General features: G+C 51.2%; 19 protein-coding genes. 8 read left to right on the top strand and 11 right to left on the bottom strand.

The annotated features are described in order from the left end of the window. Positions 1-5: 5 nt before the first annotated feature. Complete coding sequence (locus E3U44_RS02430; RefSeq protein WP_134356497.1) at positions 6-650, bottom strand: NfeD family protein; 645 nt, start codon at positions 648-650, stop codon at positions 6-8. 102 nt (positions 651-752) lie between these two features. Here E3U44_RS02430 and E3U44_RS02425 point away from each other — a divergent pair, with 102 nt between their 5' ends. Then, entirely contained in the window at positions 753-1,811 is a 1,059-nt protein-coding gene (locus E3U44_RS02425; RefSeq protein WP_134356496.1) for a D-alanine--D-alanine ligase family protein, read from the top strand. A gap of 199 nt (positions 1,812-2,010) precedes the next feature. On the opposite strand, the gene E3U44_RS02420 is transcribed toward E3U44_RS02425, so the two are convergent. Beyond that, positions 2,011-4,044: a CocE/NonD family hydrolase gene (locus E3U44_RS02420; RefSeq protein WP_134356495.1), complete on the bottom strand. Its 2,034-nt coding sequence runs from the start codon at positions 4,042-4,044 to the stop codon at positions 2,011-2,013. Continuing rightward, a complete protein-coding gene (locus tag E3U44_RS02415; protein ID WP_134356494.1) occupies positions 4,041-4,985 on the bottom strand; it encodes an ATP-grasp domain-containing protein in 945 nt (314 codons plus the stop codon). Before E3U44_RS02415 ends, E3U44_RS02420 begins: the two co-directional genes overlap by 4 nt. A 188-nt stretch (positions 4,986-5,173) precedes the next feature. Between E3U44_RS02415 and E3U44_RS02410 the strand changes: the two genes are divergently transcribed. Then, entirely contained in the window at positions 5,174-6,397 is a 1,224-nt protein-coding gene (locus E3U44_RS02410) for a threonine ammonia-lyase (protein ID WP_134356493.1), read from the top strand. Here the strand turns inward: E3U44_RS02410 and E3U44_RS02405 are convergent. Together E3U44_RS02405 and sugE are read right to left on the bottom strand one after the other, a co-directional pair. Then, positions 6,394-7,083: a type 1 glutamine amidotransferase gene (locus E3U44_RS02405; protein ID WP_134356492.1), complete on the bottom strand. Its 690-nt coding sequence runs from the start codon at positions 7,081-7,083 to the stop codon at positions 6,394-6,396. The two genes, E3U44_RS02410 and E3U44_RS02405, sit on opposite strands and share 4 nt — an antisense overlap. 4 nt (positions 7,084-7,087) lie before the next feature. After that, positions 7,088-7,405: a quaternary ammonium compound efflux SMR transporter SugE gene (gene sugE, locus E3U44_RS02400; RefSeq protein ID WP_134356491.1), complete on the bottom strand. Its 318-nt coding sequence runs from the start codon at positions 7,403-7,405 to the stop codon at positions 7,088-7,090. A gap of 759 nt (positions 7,406-8,164) precedes the next feature. On the opposite strand from sugE, the gene serS reads away from it, so the two are divergent. From serS to rluB, 6 genes are all read left to right on the top strand, one after another. After that, positions 8,165-9,454 (top strand): serine--tRNA ligase, encoded by a 1,290-nt coding sequence (serS, locus tag E3U44_RS02385; protein ID WP_134356490.1) that lies wholly within the window; start codon positions 8,165-8,167, stop codon positions 9,452-9,454. Between the two features lie 67 nt (positions 9,455-9,521). Further along, positions 9,522-10,223 (top strand): site-2 protease family protein, encoded by a 702-nt coding sequence (locus E3U44_RS02380; protein ID WP_134356489.1) that lies wholly within the window; start codon positions 9,522-9,524, stop codon positions 10,221-10,223. A 22-nt stretch (positions 10,224-10,245) separates the two neighbouring features. Then, the gene (locus E3U44_RS02375) at positions 10,246-11,463 is read left to right on the top strand and encodes a tryptophan--tRNA ligase (RefSeq protein WP_134356488.1); all 1,218 of its coding nucleotides are present in this window, start codon (positions 10,246-10,248) and stop codon (positions 11,461-11,463) included. Between the two features lie 140 nt (positions 11,464-11,603). After that, positions 11,604-12,413, top strand: coding sequence for a segregation and condensation protein A (locus tag E3U44_RS02370; protein WP_134356487.1), 810 nt, complete (start codon positions 11,604-11,606; stop codon positions 12,411-12,413). Further along, complete coding sequence (gene scpB / locus E3U44_RS02365) at positions 12,410-13,078, top strand: SMC-Scp complex subunit ScpB (RefSeq protein ID WP_134356486.1); 669 nt, start codon at positions 12,410-12,412, stop codon at positions 13,076-13,078. Before E3U44_RS02370 ends, scpB begins: the two co-directional genes overlap by 4 nt. Positions 13,079-13,103: 25 nt before the next feature. Beyond that, positions 13,104-13,889: a 23S rRNA pseudouridine(2605) synthase RluB gene (gene rluB, locus E3U44_RS02360; protein ID WP_134356485.1), complete on the top strand. Its 786-nt coding sequence runs from the start codon at positions 13,104-13,106 to the stop codon at positions 13,887-13,889. A gap of 21 nt (positions 13,890-13,910) precedes the next feature. On the opposite strand, the gene hpnD is transcribed toward rluB, so the two are convergent. The 6 genes from hpnD to argC form a co-directional block, all read right to left on the bottom strand. Then, the gene (hpnD, locus tag E3U44_RS02355; RefSeq protein ID WP_134356484.1) at positions 13,911-14,774 is read right to left on the bottom strand and encodes a presqualene diphosphate synthase HpnD; all 864 of its coding nucleotides are present in this window, start codon (positions 14,772-14,774) and stop codon (positions 13,911-13,913) included. A gap of 27 nt (positions 14,775-14,801) precedes the next feature. Further along, positions 14,802-15,116 (bottom strand): (2Fe-2S) ferredoxin domain-containing protein, encoded by a 315-nt coding sequence (locus E3U44_RS02350; protein ID WP_134356483.1) that lies wholly within the window; start codon positions 15,114-15,116, stop codon positions 14,802-14,804. An 89-nt stretch (positions 15,117-15,205) separates the two neighbouring features. Next, positions 15,206-15,556: an iron-sulfur cluster insertion protein ErpA gene (gene erpA, locus E3U44_RS02345; RefSeq protein WP_134356482.1), complete on the bottom strand. Its 351-nt coding sequence runs from the start codon at positions 15,554-15,556 to the stop codon at positions 15,206-15,208. A gap of 61 nt (positions 15,557-15,617) precedes the next feature. Then, on the bottom strand, positions 15,618-16,067 hold the full coding sequence (locus E3U44_RS02340; protein ID WP_240761699.1) for a bactofilin family protein: 450 nt from the start codon (positions 16,065-16,067) through the stop codon (positions 15,618-15,620). Between the two features lie 55 nt (positions 16,068-16,122). Continuing rightward, entirely contained in the window at positions 16,123-16,854 is a 732-nt protein-coding gene (locus tag E3U44_RS02335) for a DUF6776 family protein (RefSeq protein ID WP_134356481.1), read from the bottom strand. Between the two features lie 37 nt (positions 16,855-16,891). Beyond that, complete coding sequence (gene argC / locus E3U44_RS02330) at positions 16,892-17,923, bottom strand: N-acetyl-gamma-glutamyl-phosphate reductase (protein WP_134356480.1); 1,032 nt, start codon at positions 17,921-17,923, stop codon at positions 16,892-16,894. Between the last annotated feature and the right edge of the window lie 11 nt (positions 17,924-17,934).

The raw sequence follows: 17,934 nt of genomic DNA, 5'->3' as shown, positions 1-17,934 counted from the left end.
TAACGCTATTGGGGGAGACTGTCTACATAGAGGGTGAGGCCCTCCCGGGAAATCACTTCCACATATGCTCCGGCTTCGATATTTTCGCCATTTAGAGAGACTGCATTCCATAACTCCCCATTGATCATAATTTTGCCTTTGGGGGTGAGGGGTTGGACCGCCTTTCCCCTTTGATAGAGCAGTCCTTCTCCTCCGAGCCAAGAGCGGCTATCGTATTGGTAATATAGCGTTCCATTATGGCGCTCATAGCGAATAATATTGCCTCCCAAGACCAGAGCTGCGGTAGTGCCGAAACTCCCCATGAAGATGCTCCACCAATGCCCGGAAAAGAGATCCAAGAGAAAACCTGCCAGTGCTAAAAGAGCCAGGGCAATAAGAAGATAAAGACTCCAAGTGGCAGCAGCTAATAGTAGCTCGAATAGAGACAAATAATGGACAAAGATCCGATTCCGTCCAAAGCGCCGATCTTGGCGTGTGATCCGATGGAATAAACGCCGCCAATAAAACCCTCCGTGGATAGTCCCCCCCAAAATACCCAGGACAAGGGCGTCTAAATGGGTAGGAATATTCCTCCACCGGAGCCATAATAGGCTACTGCATATTGCACCTAAAAGAATGACATTCCCTATTACACGGGCTTGCTTAACCATGATGGGAAGACCTTGAGAGATAATAATGGCTGGAGTTTGTTGCTAAACGAAGTAATCCTAGAACCGGTTAGGGTCGCACGATTAACTATTTAAGGAACCCAAATGTCTGCAATTAGGGATAATTTTTGTCCCCCTAGGGAGTTGCCTTTTCCTCATATCACGGTCATTTTAGGTGATCCACGCTTGCCGGATGAGTCCAAAATCGGTAGCTGCTTTAGTGCCGAGGATATAGAAGCGGTGGACAGAGTTAAAGAGGCCTTGGGAGAATTGCAAGGTTACCGGTTTACCTACCTGGATAACCATTCGACGTTGATGACTAATCTCATCGCCGATCCCCCGGATTTTGTCCTCAATTTTTGTGATACGGGCTATAAAAACCAAGCTCGCCAGGAACTCCACCTCCCGGCACTGCTGGAAATACTTGGAATTCCCTATAGCGGTGCAGGACCCACTTGTCTTGGGATGTGCTATGACAAGTCCCTGGTGCGGTCGGTGGCGAGAACCCATGGTATTCCTGTGCCTGCCGAAACTTTTGTTGGTTGCAATGACCCCTACGAAGCAGTATCCCAAAATTTTCCTGTTTTAATCAAACCTAACCGGGCAGATGGCAGTTTGGGGATCACCGAGGCCTCCCTGGTCCACGACGAACAGCAAGCCCGTGCCTATCTCAACAAGCTCGCCATAGAATTTCCCAACTGGGATCGGCTGATCCAAGAATTTTTGCCCGGCGAGGAATACAGCGTTGGCATACTGGGTAACCCAGCCTCTGGTTTTATGATATTGCCTATCCTGGTGGTGGACTATAGTAAGCTGGTGGCCAGCCGCTTGCCTCCTATCCTGGCCTATGCTTCTAAAATCGATCCTCAATCACCTTACTGGACCGATATTAAATATCGCGAGGCCTCCCTAGAGGAGGATCTGCGCCAGCGTTTGGTGGGTTATTGCCTGTTTTTATTCGAGCGGCTAGGCTGCCGGGATTATGCCCGGTTCGATTTCCGCACCGATGTCCAGGGTGAAATTAAATTGTTAGAGGTCAATCCTAATCCTGCCTGGTGTTGGGATGGCAAGTTGAATTTGATGGCGGGATTTGCCGGATACCATTATGCCGAGCTATTGGAAAGAATCCTCCATGCTGCCCAAGTTCGATATAAGTACCTATGAATAAAATATGAGGTGTTTTAGGAGCGAGCCGGAGGTGTTCCCCAAACCCGTTTTTCCTCCCTGAAAAAAGGGTTGGCGGGGACTTCCCTGTCCCCTGGCTCCACGCCACCGGCTCGCTCCCGGAATACTGCAAAACTTTTACTGAGATACTTAGATAAAGGCAGGTATCCACCAAACCAGCTAGGGGGTAATCCTTAGCTTAAACCCGATCCCGGGGGATGGTCTCCTCCCAGCGGCGAGAGAAAACCAATGTTTTTCCTTCATAGGCCTCTAGGTCCGCGTAGAGGTGAAAGCTATCTTGGTCTGAGGACAGGCAGGTTCGGGCTTTAATGCGGATTTCCCAATCACCGCGGCGGAGTAAGGCATTTTGCTCGTTTTCCGCACGGGCTGACAGGGGATCGGTCTCGCCGATGCGAAAACGTTTTAGAATCGTATGGCCAAGGTCTAAGTCAATGGCGTGGAGGTGGGCGACTGCCGCCCCATCGAAATCACCGCCGTCACTGAAAATGGTATACAAGGTTTCATTGGTGGAAAGATCCCGCTCAATAGTGCGCTGAAATTTTGCCGGCCGCAAGGTGAGGTGCGCGGGGGCCGGCGCCTTTTCTGGTTTTTCAAAAGGGCGGAGCGATGGGTCTTGGGGGTCGGGGGGGCGCACCGGTAAGTCCAGGTAACTATGGCCCGTGAATAGGGTCAGATGAACCGGCTCCGGCGAGGGCCATGCCACCGGCCAGTAGCTGGTAGATACCGCCAGCCGGAGGGTATGACCTGGAGGGAAAGCATGGGCGATATCATTGAGTTGGACTTGGACGGTATAGCGCTTGCCTGGCTTTAAAGGTTCAGGAGCCTCATGGCTGTGGCGATGGGTGAGATTGAGCAGACCATAAGTTACGCGGGTTGAAGCACCATCGGGAGCAATATCATTCAGGCGTACGGCGATGAGGGCGCCGGGTTGATCTAGGGCAAGCTCCAAGGTGACTAGGGGGGCTCCCAGAATTTCCAGGCGCTGGTCCAGAGGGGTAGAATCAAAGGTCAGGGATTTGCCATCATCTTCACGCTGGTCGGTAGGCATTTCGCCATCCGCACCGAAGCCACACCAGTCGCCGGCAGTGAGGCCGGTGGTCTGGGGTGATTGGAAAACCAGTTGGGTTTCGGCAACCCCTTCCTCCACTAGGCGGTTGGGGGTCAACATCAGTCGTAAGGGTGTAATCCGCGGGGAAGGCCAAAGCTTTTCTGCAACCCAGCGGCCGGGACGTTCTTCATAAAAGGGTTGGGGGGGCACGCTTTCCTGCATCCACACCCGGTATAGGGGCTCCTCCATGATTCCCTGATCAATGCCTTTGAGCCAATGGTCCCACCACCGTAGGGCTTCTTGTAAGAAGCCGATAGTGGGTCCAGGTGCGCCTTCATGGGGAAAACTGTGGGTCCAGGGGCCGATTAATCCCTTACGGGGTACTGACAATTCTTTTAGCAGCCGGGGGATGGCATTGGAATAGGCATCGGCCCAGCCGCCAATAGCGTATACAGGGCAATGGATACGGCTATAGTCCTCGCACACCGAGCCGTGTTGCCAATATCTGTCCCGTCGTGGGTGGAGTAGCCAAACTTCGGGGAACAAAACGGCATGATGTAACCGCTCCATCCACATTTCGCGCCAACGCTCACCCACCAGTTCCGGATCTGGGGGATAAGCATTAAAGGTCAATAACACTGAACCCCAAGTCAGGTTTTCGTTTAGCAAGCAGCCGCCCATGTAGTGGGCGTCATCGGCATAGCGGTCATCGGTGGAACAGAGGGTAATGATCGCCTTAAGCTCTGGGGGCTGTAAAGCCGCAACCTGCAAGGAGTTGAATCCTCCCCAGGAAATGCCCATCATGCCAATGGCACCGGAACACCAAGGTTGGGAGGCGATCCAGCGGATAACCTCGATGGCATCATCTTGTTCTTGTTGGAGATACTCGTCTAATAGCAAGCCGTCTGAGTCCCCAGAGCCGCGAACATCGACCCGTACCGCGGCATAACCGTGGCCAGCAAAGTAATGGTGCATGGGTTCGTCGCGGGGACGGGTAAAATCCCGTTTACGATAGGGGATATACTCGAAAATGGCTGGTACGGGAGATTGGGTGGCGTCCTCGGGTAGCCAGATTCGGGCGGCTAGGCGGCAACCGTCGGACATGGGGATCCAACAGTTTTCGATTTCCCGCACCCGATGGGGGAATGAGGTGACGACTTTCATAATTGCTCTATGCTTATCCTGTCCGCGCGGATCTCTTGGGTTGACCAGAAGGCTAGAGCCAATCGTTCCCGGGCGGCGAGACCGGCTTCTAGGTCCCAGCAGTTCACGATAGCCAACCGAAAGCCACCGGGGGGCATGGCGTGGACTTCCGGAGGTTTATCCGGTAGGAAGGTGATTTGGAGGCTGGAAATCCCGGGTTCGGTCAAAATTTCATCCACAGTCTTATGGTTGAGTTGGGGGTAGTGTAGTCCATGGGCGCCAAACAACACGACACTGTAGCCTGTGCGGCGCTGCTCATCCCGATAGTGCCAGCGGTGGTGGGTATAAAGCTCCACAATGGCGTCCAACCAGCCTGGGCCATAGAGATCGGGCCATTGATCGGCAAATCGCAGATGCGCCTCAATGATCTTGCCACCGATAGTTTCCAGGTTGAGGGCTCCCGTGTAATCTTTTAGATGCTGGCGTAGCCACTGCCCACAATAATCTTCAATGACGGGGCGGGGCTCGGCAAGGATCGTCCAATAATCAAAAATGCCGCCCTCCAGCGCTTTACCGATGGTATGACGCCACCATTTAGGTTCCCCCTTCACCACGATCACGTCAGTGCTCACATGCTCACCTTCCAATAGGGGCATCCACATGTGTCCTGGCGCCTGTTCACGCTCGTATTGTTCGGCAGACTCAATGATTTTGCTACCACTTCCCATGCCGCGGAGGTTATAAATTGGCTTGCTAAACACCGGAAAGGAGGGCGGCAGGATGTCGTGGGGAGCATACTCCAAGTCCTGGCTCTCGCAAATTGACATTTTGTTATAAATCCAGCGGTATTGGGGATAAAGCTGCCATGCCAATTCATCGTCTGTGGGAATGAACAAGTCTTTGGGGCAGGGAACGTTCTCGAAATACTGAGCGCGCCAGGGATCTTTTTCTACAATCGGCATATGTCAATCCTAATAGCCAGGGTAACAATAGTCCCCTAATATTATCGTAGCAATGGCAGCACCACCTTAGTGGGAAAGCTGGTCAGCGGCTAGAAGGTCAGTATTCATCATATCTTTCCTGTACTTCTTAGCGGCAACTGCCGTTTCTAGGATTATGTTGACGTGTTGATTTTGTGGGAAGTTCAATTGTGACAGTGACTTTACAAGATATCCGTGAGGCAGCGGATTTAATCACCGATAGTCTTGAGGTGACTCCTTGCGCCCACTCCTGTACCCTCTCTGAGATTACCGGCGCAGAGGTATTTCTAAAATTTGAAAACCTTCACTTTACAGGTGCCTTTAAGGAACGGGGAGCTCTGGTCAAATTGCTGTCATTGACCCCCGAAGAGCGCAAAGGGGGGGTAATTGCCATGTCCGCGGGGAATCATGCCCAGGCGGTCGCCTACCATGCTCAACGTTTAGGTATCCCAGCAACCATTGTGATGCCCCGTTTTACGCCTAATGTGAAAGTGGAACACACCCGTGCCTTTGGGGCTGAAGTTATTCTCTATGGCTCCGGCTTGAGTGAAGCCAGTACCTATGCCTTGAAGCTGGCGAGAGAACAGGATCTGACGCTGGTACATCCTTACGATGATGAAAAAATCATCGCGGGTCAGGGGACTATTGCCCTGGAAATACTTGATTCTTGTCCTAATTTAGAAGTGTTGCTCGTTCCTGTGGGAGGAGGGGGCTTAATCTCTGGTGTGGCCATTGCTGCCAAGGGGTTAAGGCCCGAGATGGAAGTGGTGGGTGTAGAAGCGGCACGTTTCCCCTCTATGTTTCAAGCCACCCAGGGAATGCCCGTTAAATGTGGCCAGGACACGATTGCAGAAGGAATCGCGGTGAAGCAACCGGGGCAGATAACCCTCGCCGCTGTCACCCAGTGGGTGGATGAGATCCTGTTGGTAGATGAACAGGCCATAGAAGCGGCAGTGCTGATGTTGCTTGAAATAGAAAAGACCGTGGTTGAAGGGGCAGGTGCGGTAGGATTGGCGGCACTGGTTCATCATCGTGATCGATTTAAGGGGCGCCAGGTAGGGCTTATCCTGTCCGGTGGCAATATTGATTTGCTTGTCCTTTCCTCCATTATCCAGCGGGGTCTAGTTCGCTCTGGCCGTTTAGTTCGAATTCGGGTTTCGGTGCCTGACCAACCGGGCGCTCTGGGAGAAATCGTTCAATTATTGGGCAGTGCAGAGGCCAATATTGTAGAGATTCGTCATCAACGGGCATTCACCAATCTATCCTTACCGTTAGCGGAAGTCGAATTTATCGTCCATACGCGAGGGTTGGAACATGTTTACCAGATAAAAAAGGCAATGGATAAGGCAGAGTACCAGGTCTATTTGCCAGATAGTGACAAGATCAGTGACTAACCCGGAAGCCTGTTTAAAATACCTTCCATAGCCTCATTAATTTTTTTGAAGTTTTCTTCCTGGGATAACATCTCTTCCGGTTTCTGGATATATTTGCCGCCGGTAAGTTCATGTTCACAGTGAGCAATGATTTGTCGCACGTTTTCTGGCCTGACTTCAAGGTGAAATTGCAAAGCCAGTACTTTGTCATTGTAAATGAAGGCTTGATTATGACATGCTTTGCTTTGGGCCAATCGGCTAGCACCGAGCGGTAATTCAAAGGTATCCCCATGCCAGTGAAAGACATTGAGTTTTTGAGGCAAGAAGTTAAATAGAGGCGAAGCCTTAGCTTCCGCTGTGAATTGGATAGGAAACCATCCAATTTCTTTATAGGGATTTGGAAATACTTTCGCGCCTAATACTGCCGCAATCAATTGGGCACCTAAACAAATACCAATCACAACTTTTTCTGCTTTGATAGCTTGCTCGATAAATTTTTTTTCTTGTAGCAACCAAGGATATTTATCTTCTTCGTCAATGTTCATTGGGCCACCCATGACCACTAGCCAATCAATTGATCCTATTTCAGGCAGCGGGTCGCCACGATGAAATTGGGTGGCTGACAGGGGATGGCCATTGGCTTTTGCCCACTTTTCAATATTGGCAGGAGTCTCAAAGGGTACGTGTTGAAGATAATGGATTTTCATTTTATTAAGGTGATGTTAATTTCAGCCCCATAATGCCGATCACAATCAGTGCGATACACCCTAGGCGGGGCAGGGCAGCCGACTCAGAGAAGAGAATAATGCCTAGAATAGTTGTGCCTGCTACCCCAATTCCTGTCCAGATAGCGTATCCTGTGCCTATAGGAATAATTTTTAGTGCCTGGGAAAGAAAATAGAAACTGGCAATCATCGCCGCAACAGTAAAAATGCTTGGCCAGAGCCTCGTAAATCCCTCGGTATATTTTAGCCCGATAGCCCAAATAATCTCTAATAAACCCGCGACTACGAGATTAACCCATGCCATTTAGCTTCCCTTTTATATTTTTAATCTTCTTGCCATCCAAAATCTGGGTTGCCAGTAGATATTGTCGAGTTTGGAGATTATTACTCCTTTTTTTGTGGAGACATGTATCTAGGTATTCAATTAGAGGTAGGCAAAATATCAATCAACGATAACCATGATATTTTTGGCATGCTGCTTTAATCACGATTACCTTTGATTTATTTTAGTTAAATTTTCCCTATTTTATACTCTCGGCTAATTTGTGCGCTACTCGCTAGGCTAAAGCTTTCTAACGATTTGCCGCGCCCTTCATGATCCCAACGCCAAACTGTGAGAGGGTAATGAAACCACAAGCGAATTGCCCGATGGCGATAAACCCCTTGGCGGGACTGGTACTCTTTTAGGGCGGTACTTGCAAGAGAGGTGAAGCAGGGGTAGCCCGAAGAGGGTAGCACTTGATTTATATTCCAATCCCCAGCCATCCCATGGGTCTTGTGCTGGGAAGGGTGCGCCGCACTGGGGACAGGAGAAGGCTTGCTCTGAAATGGGGTGTTGGCATTCTCGACAGGGTTTCATCTTTCTGCTTTAACAAAAAGGCGTTTTAAAAGAGGGCCTTACTAAAGAGAGTTTCTATCTTCTAAATGTTATTATTATCGGTAACAGCCAGTTATCTTGAAAATGGTGGTAGAGTTCTTTTATTGAAAACTCTTTCCCACATTATCCAGCCGGGCCATGTGGTTTATTGGCCCGCATGTATTATTGTGAAAGACAGACAGCAATATGCTTGATCCGAAATTACTTAGAAATGCCTTAGCAGAGACCGCCCGCCTATTAGCGCGGCGGGGATTTGAGTTGGATGTGACCGCTTTTGCTGCGCTAGAAGCCGAGCGCAAAGAGATTCAGGTCCGCACCCAAGAACTCCAGGCTGAACGAAACGCCCGCTCCAAAGCCATTGGTAAAGCCAAGGCGCAAGGGGAAGATGCTGCTCCCTTGTTGGCGGAGGTGGCCGAACTGGGGGATCGGCTCAAGGCTGCTGAGGCTCGTTTGGGGGAGATCCAGAGTCAAATCGATGAGATTCTGATGGGAATTCCCAACCTGCCTGATGCCAGTACGCCGGAGGGTCGAGACGAGAGGGACAATGTGGAAGTGCGGCATTGGGGGGAACCGCCTGCCTTAGGGTTTGCCCCCAAAGATCATGTGGACTTGGGGGGGGTGCTGGGGATGGACTTTGAAACCGCGGCAAAACTTAGCGGTGCTCGTTTTGTAACTCTTTCAGGTCGTTTAGCCCGTTTGCACCGGGCGCTTATCCAGTTTATGCTCGATGTACACACCGGCGAGCACGGCTATACTGAGGTCTATGTTCCTTATCTAGTGAATCGCCAATCTTTGGAAGGAACGGGGCAATTACCCAAGTTTGAGGAAGATCTATTTGCTATCCGTGATACCGGCTATTACCTCATTCCCACTGCTGAAGTCCCAGTGACTAATCTCGTCCGGACGGAGATTTTGCCTGCTGAGCGCTTACCCCTCAAGTATGTGGCCCATACCCCCTGCTTTCGTAGTGAAGCCGGATCCTATGGCAAGGATACCCGGGGGATGATCCGCCAGCATCAGTTTGAGAAGGTGGAGTTGGTGCAGATTGTGCCGCCGAAAGATTCCCCTCAGGCCCATGAAGATCTGACCGGCCATGCGGAGGTTATTCTGCAGCGGCTAGGGTTACCCTACCGGGTTATGAATCTCTGCACAGGTGATCTTGGTTTTGCCAGCAGCAAAACCTATGACTTGGAAGTGTGGTTGCCAGGACAGCAGGCCTATCGGGAGATCTCCTCTTGCAGCAATTTCTTGGATTTTCAGGCGCGTCGGCTTCAGGCCCGTTGGCGTGATCCGGAAACCCCAAAACCCGCATGGCTGCATACCCTCAACGGTTCTGGGCTAGCGGTGGGTCGGGCCTTGGTTGCAGTCATGGAAAATTATCAGCAGGCCGATGGCAGTATCCGCGTGCCGGAGGTATTGCACCCTTATATGGGCGGCGTTTCGGTTATCCAGCCCCCCTCAGAAGCGACCCGATGAGGGCCCAGCTCATTGCTTTTATTCTTGAAGCGCCTGATGTTATCTCAATTGTAGGTATAATGGGGTTATGGAAGAGTTATCAGTAGTACAGCGCATTGCCATTTGGGTGTTGCCTATACTGTTCGCCATTACTGTCCATGAGGTGGCTCACGGCTGGATGGCGCTTCGGTTTGGTGATCACACCGCCCAGATGATGGGACGGTTAACGCTTAACCCTATCCATCATATTGATCCTATTGGTACCTTGCTGGTCCCGGGCATTTTGCTCATGCTCGGTGGCGTGGTCTTTGGCTGGGCTAAGCCAGTGCCTGTGTCCTGGGATAAGCTCCGCAATCCTCAGCGAGATATGGCCATTGTGGCTTTGGCAGGGCCCATGGCTAACCTTGTTATGGCGATTCTCTGGGCGATTATCTCGCGCATTGGGATTGCTCTAGCACTAGATTTTCCCATGATTGGCCTGCCTCTAGCCTATATGGGCATTGCCGGAATGTTTATTAATGCCATTCTAATGATGTTGAACCTCATACCCCTGCCCCCTCTTGATGGGGGCAGGGTGTTGGTTGGGGTTCTCCCTGGACCTCTTGCCTATAAGGTAAGCCGGGTTGAGCCTTACGGCTTTTTTATCCTCCTCGGCCTGCTGTTTACCGGTGCCTTATGGTATGTTCTGTGGCCTTTAGTCGATGGGCTTTTAACCGGATTGGTGTATTTTGTGGGGGTACCAAAGCGGGAATTCTTTGGTGGATTATTAACTCTGATGGGAGCCCACTAAGGGTAAGAGGAAGAGAAAGAGGATGGCTTTGAGTTCCTTACAGTCCCAGCGCGTGCTTTCAGGGATGCGTCCAACCGGGCAGCTGCATCTTGGTCATTATCATGGCGTATTAAAAAATTGGGCCCAATTGCAGCACGAATATAATTGCTTCTTTTTCGTGGCTGATTGGCATGCTTTGACCACGGAGTACGAAAATCCCCAGGTGATTACGGAGAGCGTCTGGGATATGGTCATTGATTGGTTGGCTGCAGGCATTGAGCCTTCGGCAGCGACTTTGTTTATCCAGTCGAAGGTGCCGGAGCATGCAGAACTGCATCTGCTGCTCTCCATGGTGACCCCCTTGGGGTGGTTGGAACGGGTGCCGACTTACAAGGATCAGCAGGAAAAATTGAAAGAGAAGGATTTAGCGACCTATGGTTTTCTAGGCTACCCCCTGTTGCAAAGCGCCGATATCCTCATTTATAGGGCAACCAAGGTGCCGGTAGGGGAAGATCAAGTTCCCCATGTGGAGATTACCCGGGAAATTGCCCGGCGTTTTAATCATCTCTACGGCCGTGAGCCCGGCTTTGAGGAGTTAGTGGAAGCGGCTATTAAAAAAATGGGCAAGAAAAACGCCCAGCTCTATCGGGAGCTGCGCCGACGTTTCCAGGAACAGGGAGATGTGGAAGCTTTGGAGAAGGCCCGTGCTTTCCTGGAAAATCAGCAAAATCTTACCCTCGGTGATCGGGAACGCCTCTTTGGCTATCTGGAAGGGATAGGTAAAGCTATTCTGCCGGAACCGCAAGCTCTATTGACTCCAGCCGCTCGCATGCCGGGGCTTGATGGGCAGAAAATGTCTAAGTCCTATGGCAATACGATTGCCTTGCGTGAGCCGCCGGAGCAGGTGGAGCATAAGCTGCGAACCATGCCTACGGATCCGGCCCGGGTGCGACGCTCGGATCCCGGCGATCCGGACAAGTGCCCTGTCTGGCAATTCCATCTGGTGTATTCTAATGAGGAAGTCAAAGAGTGGGTCCAAAAAGGCTGCAGGACAGCAGGCATTGGTTGCTTGGATTGCAAACAACCCATTGTTGAGGCCATTCAGTCTGAACTAAAGCCCATTCGGGAGCGGGCGCAAGAGTATGCCCGTCATCCTGAGGAGGTCCAGCGGATTATCAATGAGGGTAATGAAGTGGCCCGGGAGGTAGCTCGAGAAACGATGGAGGAGGTGCGTCAAGCAATGGGGTTATCTTATCGGTAAGTAGCCCTGTCGGAAGTTAACAACACGTTATGCGACCCTCGCGCTCCGTGTGCCGCTACGCTTTGTATCATCTCTGGAGGGGGCGTTCACCATCCATGGAGAACTTCTAGGTTAACTGGAAAGTTGCTGGAATCGGAGTTATGGGAGAAACATCGGAGCAAACGCCGCCTTCAGTAGCCCCGGCGCTTGCTGTCGTTCAAGGGCGGCCCATTACCGAGTTGCCCCACGATCTCTATATCCCGCCTGATGCTTTGGAAGTCTTTCTGGAGTCTTTTGAAGGACCGCTGGACTTGTTGCTCTATCTGATCCGGCGGCAAAATCTGGACATCCTGGATATCCCTCTCGCGGCGATTACCCGCCAGTATATGGAGTATATTGAGATTCTGCGTGAGCTACGTCTAGAATTAGCCGCAGAGTACTTGGTCATGTCAGCTTGGCTTGCTGAAATCAAATCGAGGATGTTATTGCCCCGTCCCCAGGAGACCGCTGAAGAAGAGGGGGATCCCCGAGCGGAATTAGTTCGTCGCCTCCAAGAGTATGAGCGTTATAAGAAGGCGGCTGAAGATTTAGATTCACTGCCTCGAGTGGGCCGGGATATCTTTGAGACTGGAGTCCACCTTCCACCTGAGGAGGTGGTCAAACCTCAGCCCAAACTTGAGTTAGTCGATCTCTTGTTTGCCCTTAAGGGGGTATTGGCTCGGGCAGAAATGTTCAGCCACCATCATGTGACTCAAGAAGCTTTATCGGTACGGGAGCGTATGGGGGAAGTGCTAAGCCAGGTGAGTGCGGATAGTTTTTGCGAATTTACCGCTTTATTTCGTCTAGAAGAGGGGCGTTTGGGGGTAGTGGTCACTTTTCTAGCTATCCTGGAGCTGATGAAGGAGTCCCTGCTGGAAGTCGTTCAGGCTGAGGCTTATGGTCCGCTACATGTGAGGGCAGTGGCGGCATGAGTGAGTTATGTTCCCTAAAAAATATTATTGAAGCTTCGTTGTTGGCGGCGGATCGGCCCCTGTCGGTGGAACAGTTGGGTAAGCTGTTTGATGAAAGGAGGCCGCCATCTCGCGACCAGATAGGCAAGGTGCTTGAGGAACTTACAGCAGAGTGGGAAGGCCGGGGGATTGAGTTGAAGGCGCTCCATAGCGGTTATCGCTTCCAGATTCGACAGGAATTAGCCCCTTGGATTTCTCGCCTCTGGGAAGAGCGGCCCTCCCGCTATTCTCGGGCCTTCTTAGAGACTTTAGCTCTTATTGCTTACCGTCAGCCGATTACCCGCGCGGAAATCGAAGAGATTCGTGGCGTTTCCGTCAGCAGTTCTATTATGAAAACCTTGCAGGAGCGGGAGTGGGTGAGGGTTCTTGGGCACCGGGAAGTCCCTGGACGGCCTGCTTTATATGGTACCACCCGCAAATTCTTGGACCAATTTAACCTTAGGAGCTTGAATGAATTGCCGCCTCTGGCGGAAATAAAAACTTTGGGTGAACCTCAAATAGAGCTCACTTTGGTTGAAGGTGGCTTAGGGAAGGAGGGTGCGGTCCGGGAACAGGAGCCACCACCCTCTAAGGAAGCTTCTGCTGAGCCTGTATCCACTTCTGATGAAGCGCTGCGTAGGCAGTAGTTTTCAGAAAGAAAGGTATTTATCCATGGCAGAACGCCTGCAAAAGGTATTGGCGCGGGGCGGACTAGGTTCTCGCCGGGAGATTGAAGAATGGATCAAAGCAGGCCGGGTTCGCGTCAATGGTGTTCCAGCCCAGCTTGGGGATAAGGTGTCGGTCAGGGATCAGGTGACTATCGATGGTCGACCCATATCGCCCAAGCGGTTGCAACCCCCTTCTTCTCAAGTCATTGTTTATCATAAGCCCACCGGTGAGGTCTGTAGCCGCAAGGATCCGGAGGGGCGCCCTAATGTTTTCCAGTCCTTACCGCGCCCTCAGCAGGGCCGCTGGATTAGTATTGGACGCTTGGATATCAATACCTCCGGTCTCCTGTTGCTCACTACCGATGGTGACCTGGCGAACCGTTTGATGCATCCTTCCACGCAAATAGAGCGGGAATATGCAGTTCGGGTTTTAGGGACTGTGGCGGGGGCCGTTATTGAGCGACTACAAGCAGGGGTGCAATTAGAAGATGGTCTGGCCCGTTTTGAACAAATACTCGATGCTGGCGGCGAGGGTACCAATCACTGGTATCATGTCATCCTCCGGGAAGGACGCAATCGAGAAGTTCGGCGTCTTTGGGAATCTCAAGGGGTTCGAGTCAGTCGGTTAATGCGCATCCGTTTCGGTCCCATCCGCTTACCTCCTGGATTACGGGGAGGGCGCTGGCGTTTTCTAGAGCCACCAGAACTCAATGCCTTATTAGAGGCGGCGGGAATGGAGCGCCTCGTTGTTACCAAGTCTCGACCGGGCAGAGGCCGAGGACAACGCTGATTTTCCCTCGGTGGAGGGGGATTATTGGCACCGGGGAGCGAGGCCTCGTCGGGCGCGGTGCGAGGTGCGCCAGGCGATCCAAAGCTTACGCAAGGGGGTTAGAGAGGTTCGCTGCTGGAGGACCGGGTAGCCCTCTTCTTCGATGGCATTCAGAGTACTCAAACCCAGTGCTATTTGGGTGAGTCCGGCCCGCTGTGAATAGTAATCATGTTTGCCAAGTTCAATTAAGGCGCTACAAAAGTATTGGCGGGCCCGGGTTGTGTGCTGGGCGAGGAGAGTGACCATTCCTTTGGAATGGTCACCTCCAGAGAAGATAGCTTCCACTGGGACCCTAAAGCGGGTGAATTCTTCCCGGGGGAGGTAAATACGGCCCCGAGCAGCATCTTGGCGTATATTGCGCAGAATATAGGTCAACTGTAAGGCAATTCCTAAATTTTCAGCATATTTTCGAGTTTTTGGGTCCTGGTAGCCATAGATCTCGGTTGCCATCGAACTGATGCTCCCAGCAACTTGGTAGCAATAGGAGGTCAGGCTCTGAAAAGAGGGATACGTCCATTGCCCTAAATCACTGCCAACGCCCTCAATTACCTTTAGAAAGGAGGGTTGAGGGAGGTGATAGCTTTGGATGGGAGCAGCGAGGGACTGGGTGACGGGATGCCGGGGATGACCGGTAAATAATCGAGTAATTTCCTCTTGCCACCACTGGAGCTTAGCTTGGGCAACGCCTAAATCGGAGCACTCGGCTACAATGCCGACGATCTCTTTTTGGTAGGCATAGAGCGCGGTGGCCGCGTGCCGTTGAGGTTCGGGCAGAAAGAGGAGACTATAGTAAAGACTCGTCCCTGGTCGGGTTGCCTTGTTTTGGCAATAGGTTTCCGGATCCATAATAACTTTTTCCCAGGGGAATTTCTCTTAAATCCGCAGACGCTCAACGGGGTGACCCTTAATCAGATGTTCGTTGATAATTTCATCAATGTCTTCACGATTGGCATAGGTATACCAAGTTCCTTCAGGGTAGATCACAATAGTGGGTCCCTGGGCGCATCGGTTAAGGCATCCGGCAGTGTTAATGCGTACTTGACGCTGCTTGGCCAACCCTAGGGCTTTTACTCTCTCTTTAGCATAGTTTCGAAGTGCTAAAGCATTATGATTCTGACAACAGGGGCGGCCATTATCCCGCTGGTTAGTACAAAAAAATACGTGATAATGATAGTAAGATTCATTCATAGGTGGTGTTTCTGAAGCCCGGCTGGAAGTACCAAAACGCCCGCAGCAAGCGGGCGCGCTGCAATAAAACCAAAAGAGTAGAGGGATTTTTAAACTGAGAATGAAGAACCACAGCCACACGTGGTCGCGGCGTTGGGATTACGAATCACAAATTGGGCTCCTTCCAAGCCCTCAGTGTAGTCGATTTCCGCTCCTACCAAGTACTGATAACTTGTGGGATCAATGAGTAGGGTGACCCCACCATTTTCCACCTGCGTATCACCTTCATGGCAGGTTTCATCAAAGGTAAATCCATATTGGAAGCCAGAGCACCCGCCACCGCTAATGAATACCCGCAGCATCAGCTTATGGTTACCTTCCTCCTCGATAAGCTCTTTGACTTTGCTAGCGGCAGCATCGGTAAATATTAACGGACTTGGCATGGCGTTAGTCGTGCTCATGGTCGCATGATCTCCAAAATTTAAAGATTAACTCTCTATTATCTAAAACCTACTGAAACAGTCAAGTATGACTTTCTTTAAGACCATGTACGGGGGGGGGAGTTTCTATATCCGGTCCAGCTGCTAGTTTTAGGTTAGGAATCTGCTTTTCTTCCATATGGATCAGACTTCCGTTGATTTTTGCGCCTACCGCCATTTCAATAAAGTGATAATACACATCTCCATGAATCCGTGCTTGGTGTGCGAGATCAATGCGCTCGCTGGCGTGGACATCGCCCGTAACTGAACCACTAAGAATGATATAGGGAACTTTAACTTGGCCTTCAATAGCTCCATCCTGACTGATCGTCAATAGGGAATCTTCATCTTCAGCGATGACATCTCCTTTTATATACCCCTCCACGCGTAGCCCTCCGCTAAAGGTGATATTGCCTTCAAGCCGGGTATACTCTCCAATTAAGGTATCGAGTTGAATTCTGCGCTTAGATTTTTTCTGAAATTTAAACATCATAAGCTCTCCTGACGAGGGGTGGTCAATTTGGATTGTGGGTCTTGAAGTATAGTTGCTAGCCTCCTACTGATCTCCACTCAAAGGTCCGTTCCACTAGTTTGGAAGGATTATCCTCGGGGAGTAAGGCAATCTTAACCTGAGTCGGTTTAAAATTTCTTGGCAGCAATAACTCTCCTTCTAGGATTTGAAAATATTTGAACCTAAATGTAACGGGGTTACCCTTAGAAAGGGTATCGAGTCCGAATCGGGCTGATTTTCCCTCTAATATACCCTGAATGACCAAATGGACTTGGCCTTGGGCCAAGCGGTCCACTTTGCGACCTTGAGTAAGCACCAGACGGTAGTGGAGCAACCGTTCTGTTGCTGTCTTACTAAAAGTAAGATCCTGGATATGGAGACCTTGTTCCTCAAGGGACTTCACCAGCCCTTTATAAGTCGCCAGTTGACGTTTGAGTCCCAGAATCTCCTCTTGTAAGTTCACTAAATTGGCACTGAGATCGGCACGCGCATGCTGCTCCACTTCCAGCTCCCGTTGGATCTGGGCTAGCCGTTCTCGCAGGTGGATATTTTCCTGCTGTAGATGGGAAAGTCGTTCCTGAGAATTCAGTGCCGATGGAGAGGGAGTATTAGGAGTATTATTGGACGTTTGTTCTAACAAGGGAGGGAGGTGGGAGGGAAGCAGCCAACCCGCAATCCCACTTACAGTTATTAAGGCGATGCTAAAGAGCCACCCACGCCAAGGGCGATGTTCCCTAATAACCATACGGGGATCAGTACGTTTTGCCATCTATGCCTAGAAACTCTTGATTAGGTAGAAACTAAGATCAAGGGATGACGGCAATGCTAGTCAATCCGCAGGTTTCTTCTTGGCCAAACATAAGGTTCATATTTTGGACAGCCTGACCGGAGGCGCCCTTCACCAGGTTATCGGTCACTGAAAGCACGATGACTGTATTGCCCGCTGATGGACGATGGACAGCAAGGCGACACATATTGCTGCCTCGGACGCTGCGTGTTTCTGGTTGGCTCCCTGGCGGCAATACATCGACGAAGGGAGCCGTGGCATACCGTTGTTCATAAACGGCTTGAAGATCGGTTTCTTGTTGGAGCTGAGCGTAGAGGGTGGCGTGAATTCCCCGAATCATGGGAATGAGATGGGGGACAAAAGTTAAGCCTACAGGAGTTTGGCTGACCTGATGAAGTCCTTGAATAATTTCAGGGAGATGCCGATGTCCACTTACGCCGTAGGCTTTAAAGTTTTCACTCGCCTCGCAAAGAAGGGTCCCCAGAGACGCTTTGCGGCCAGCCCCGCTCACACCCGACTTTGCATCAGCGATAAGCCGGCCCGGGTCCACTAGTTGTTGCTCTAATAGGGGCAGAAATCCTAGTTGGACTGCTGTAGGGTAGCACCCTGGGCAGGCGACCAGACGCGCCTGGCGGATTGCCTCTCGATTGATCTCCGGTAGACCATAGACCGCTTCAGCTAATAAATTAGGAGCTGCGTGGGGGCGCCCATACCAGCGTTCCCATACTACTGGATCAGAAAGGCGAAAATCAGCGGATAGATCAATCACTCGGGTATCTCGCGCTAGTAGTGCGGGTACCATGTCCATAGCTACCCCATGGGGAGTAGCAAAAAAGACCACATCACACTCATCAGCTAAGTGGGTGGGTTCAGGTTCGGTAAAATGAAGCTCCAAATGGCCCCGAAGGTTTGGAAACAGTTCGCTCACTGCAGTGCCGACCTCTGTGCGAGAGGTGATGGCGGCGATTTCAACATTTGGGTGGTTAATAAGCAGGCGTAGCAACTCTACTCCTGTGTACCCTGTTCCACCCACGATACCCGCTCTAATCATAGTTTTTGTCC

It is taken from the genome of Nitrosococcus wardiae (assembly GCF_004421105.1).
GTDB lineage: Bacteria > Pseudomonadota > Gammaproteobacteria > Nitrosococcales > Nitrosococcaceae > Nitrosococcus > Nitrosococcus wardiae.
Note: the sequence above shows the minus strand (reverse complement) of the source record. Positions and strands in the feature narration are given on the sequence as shown.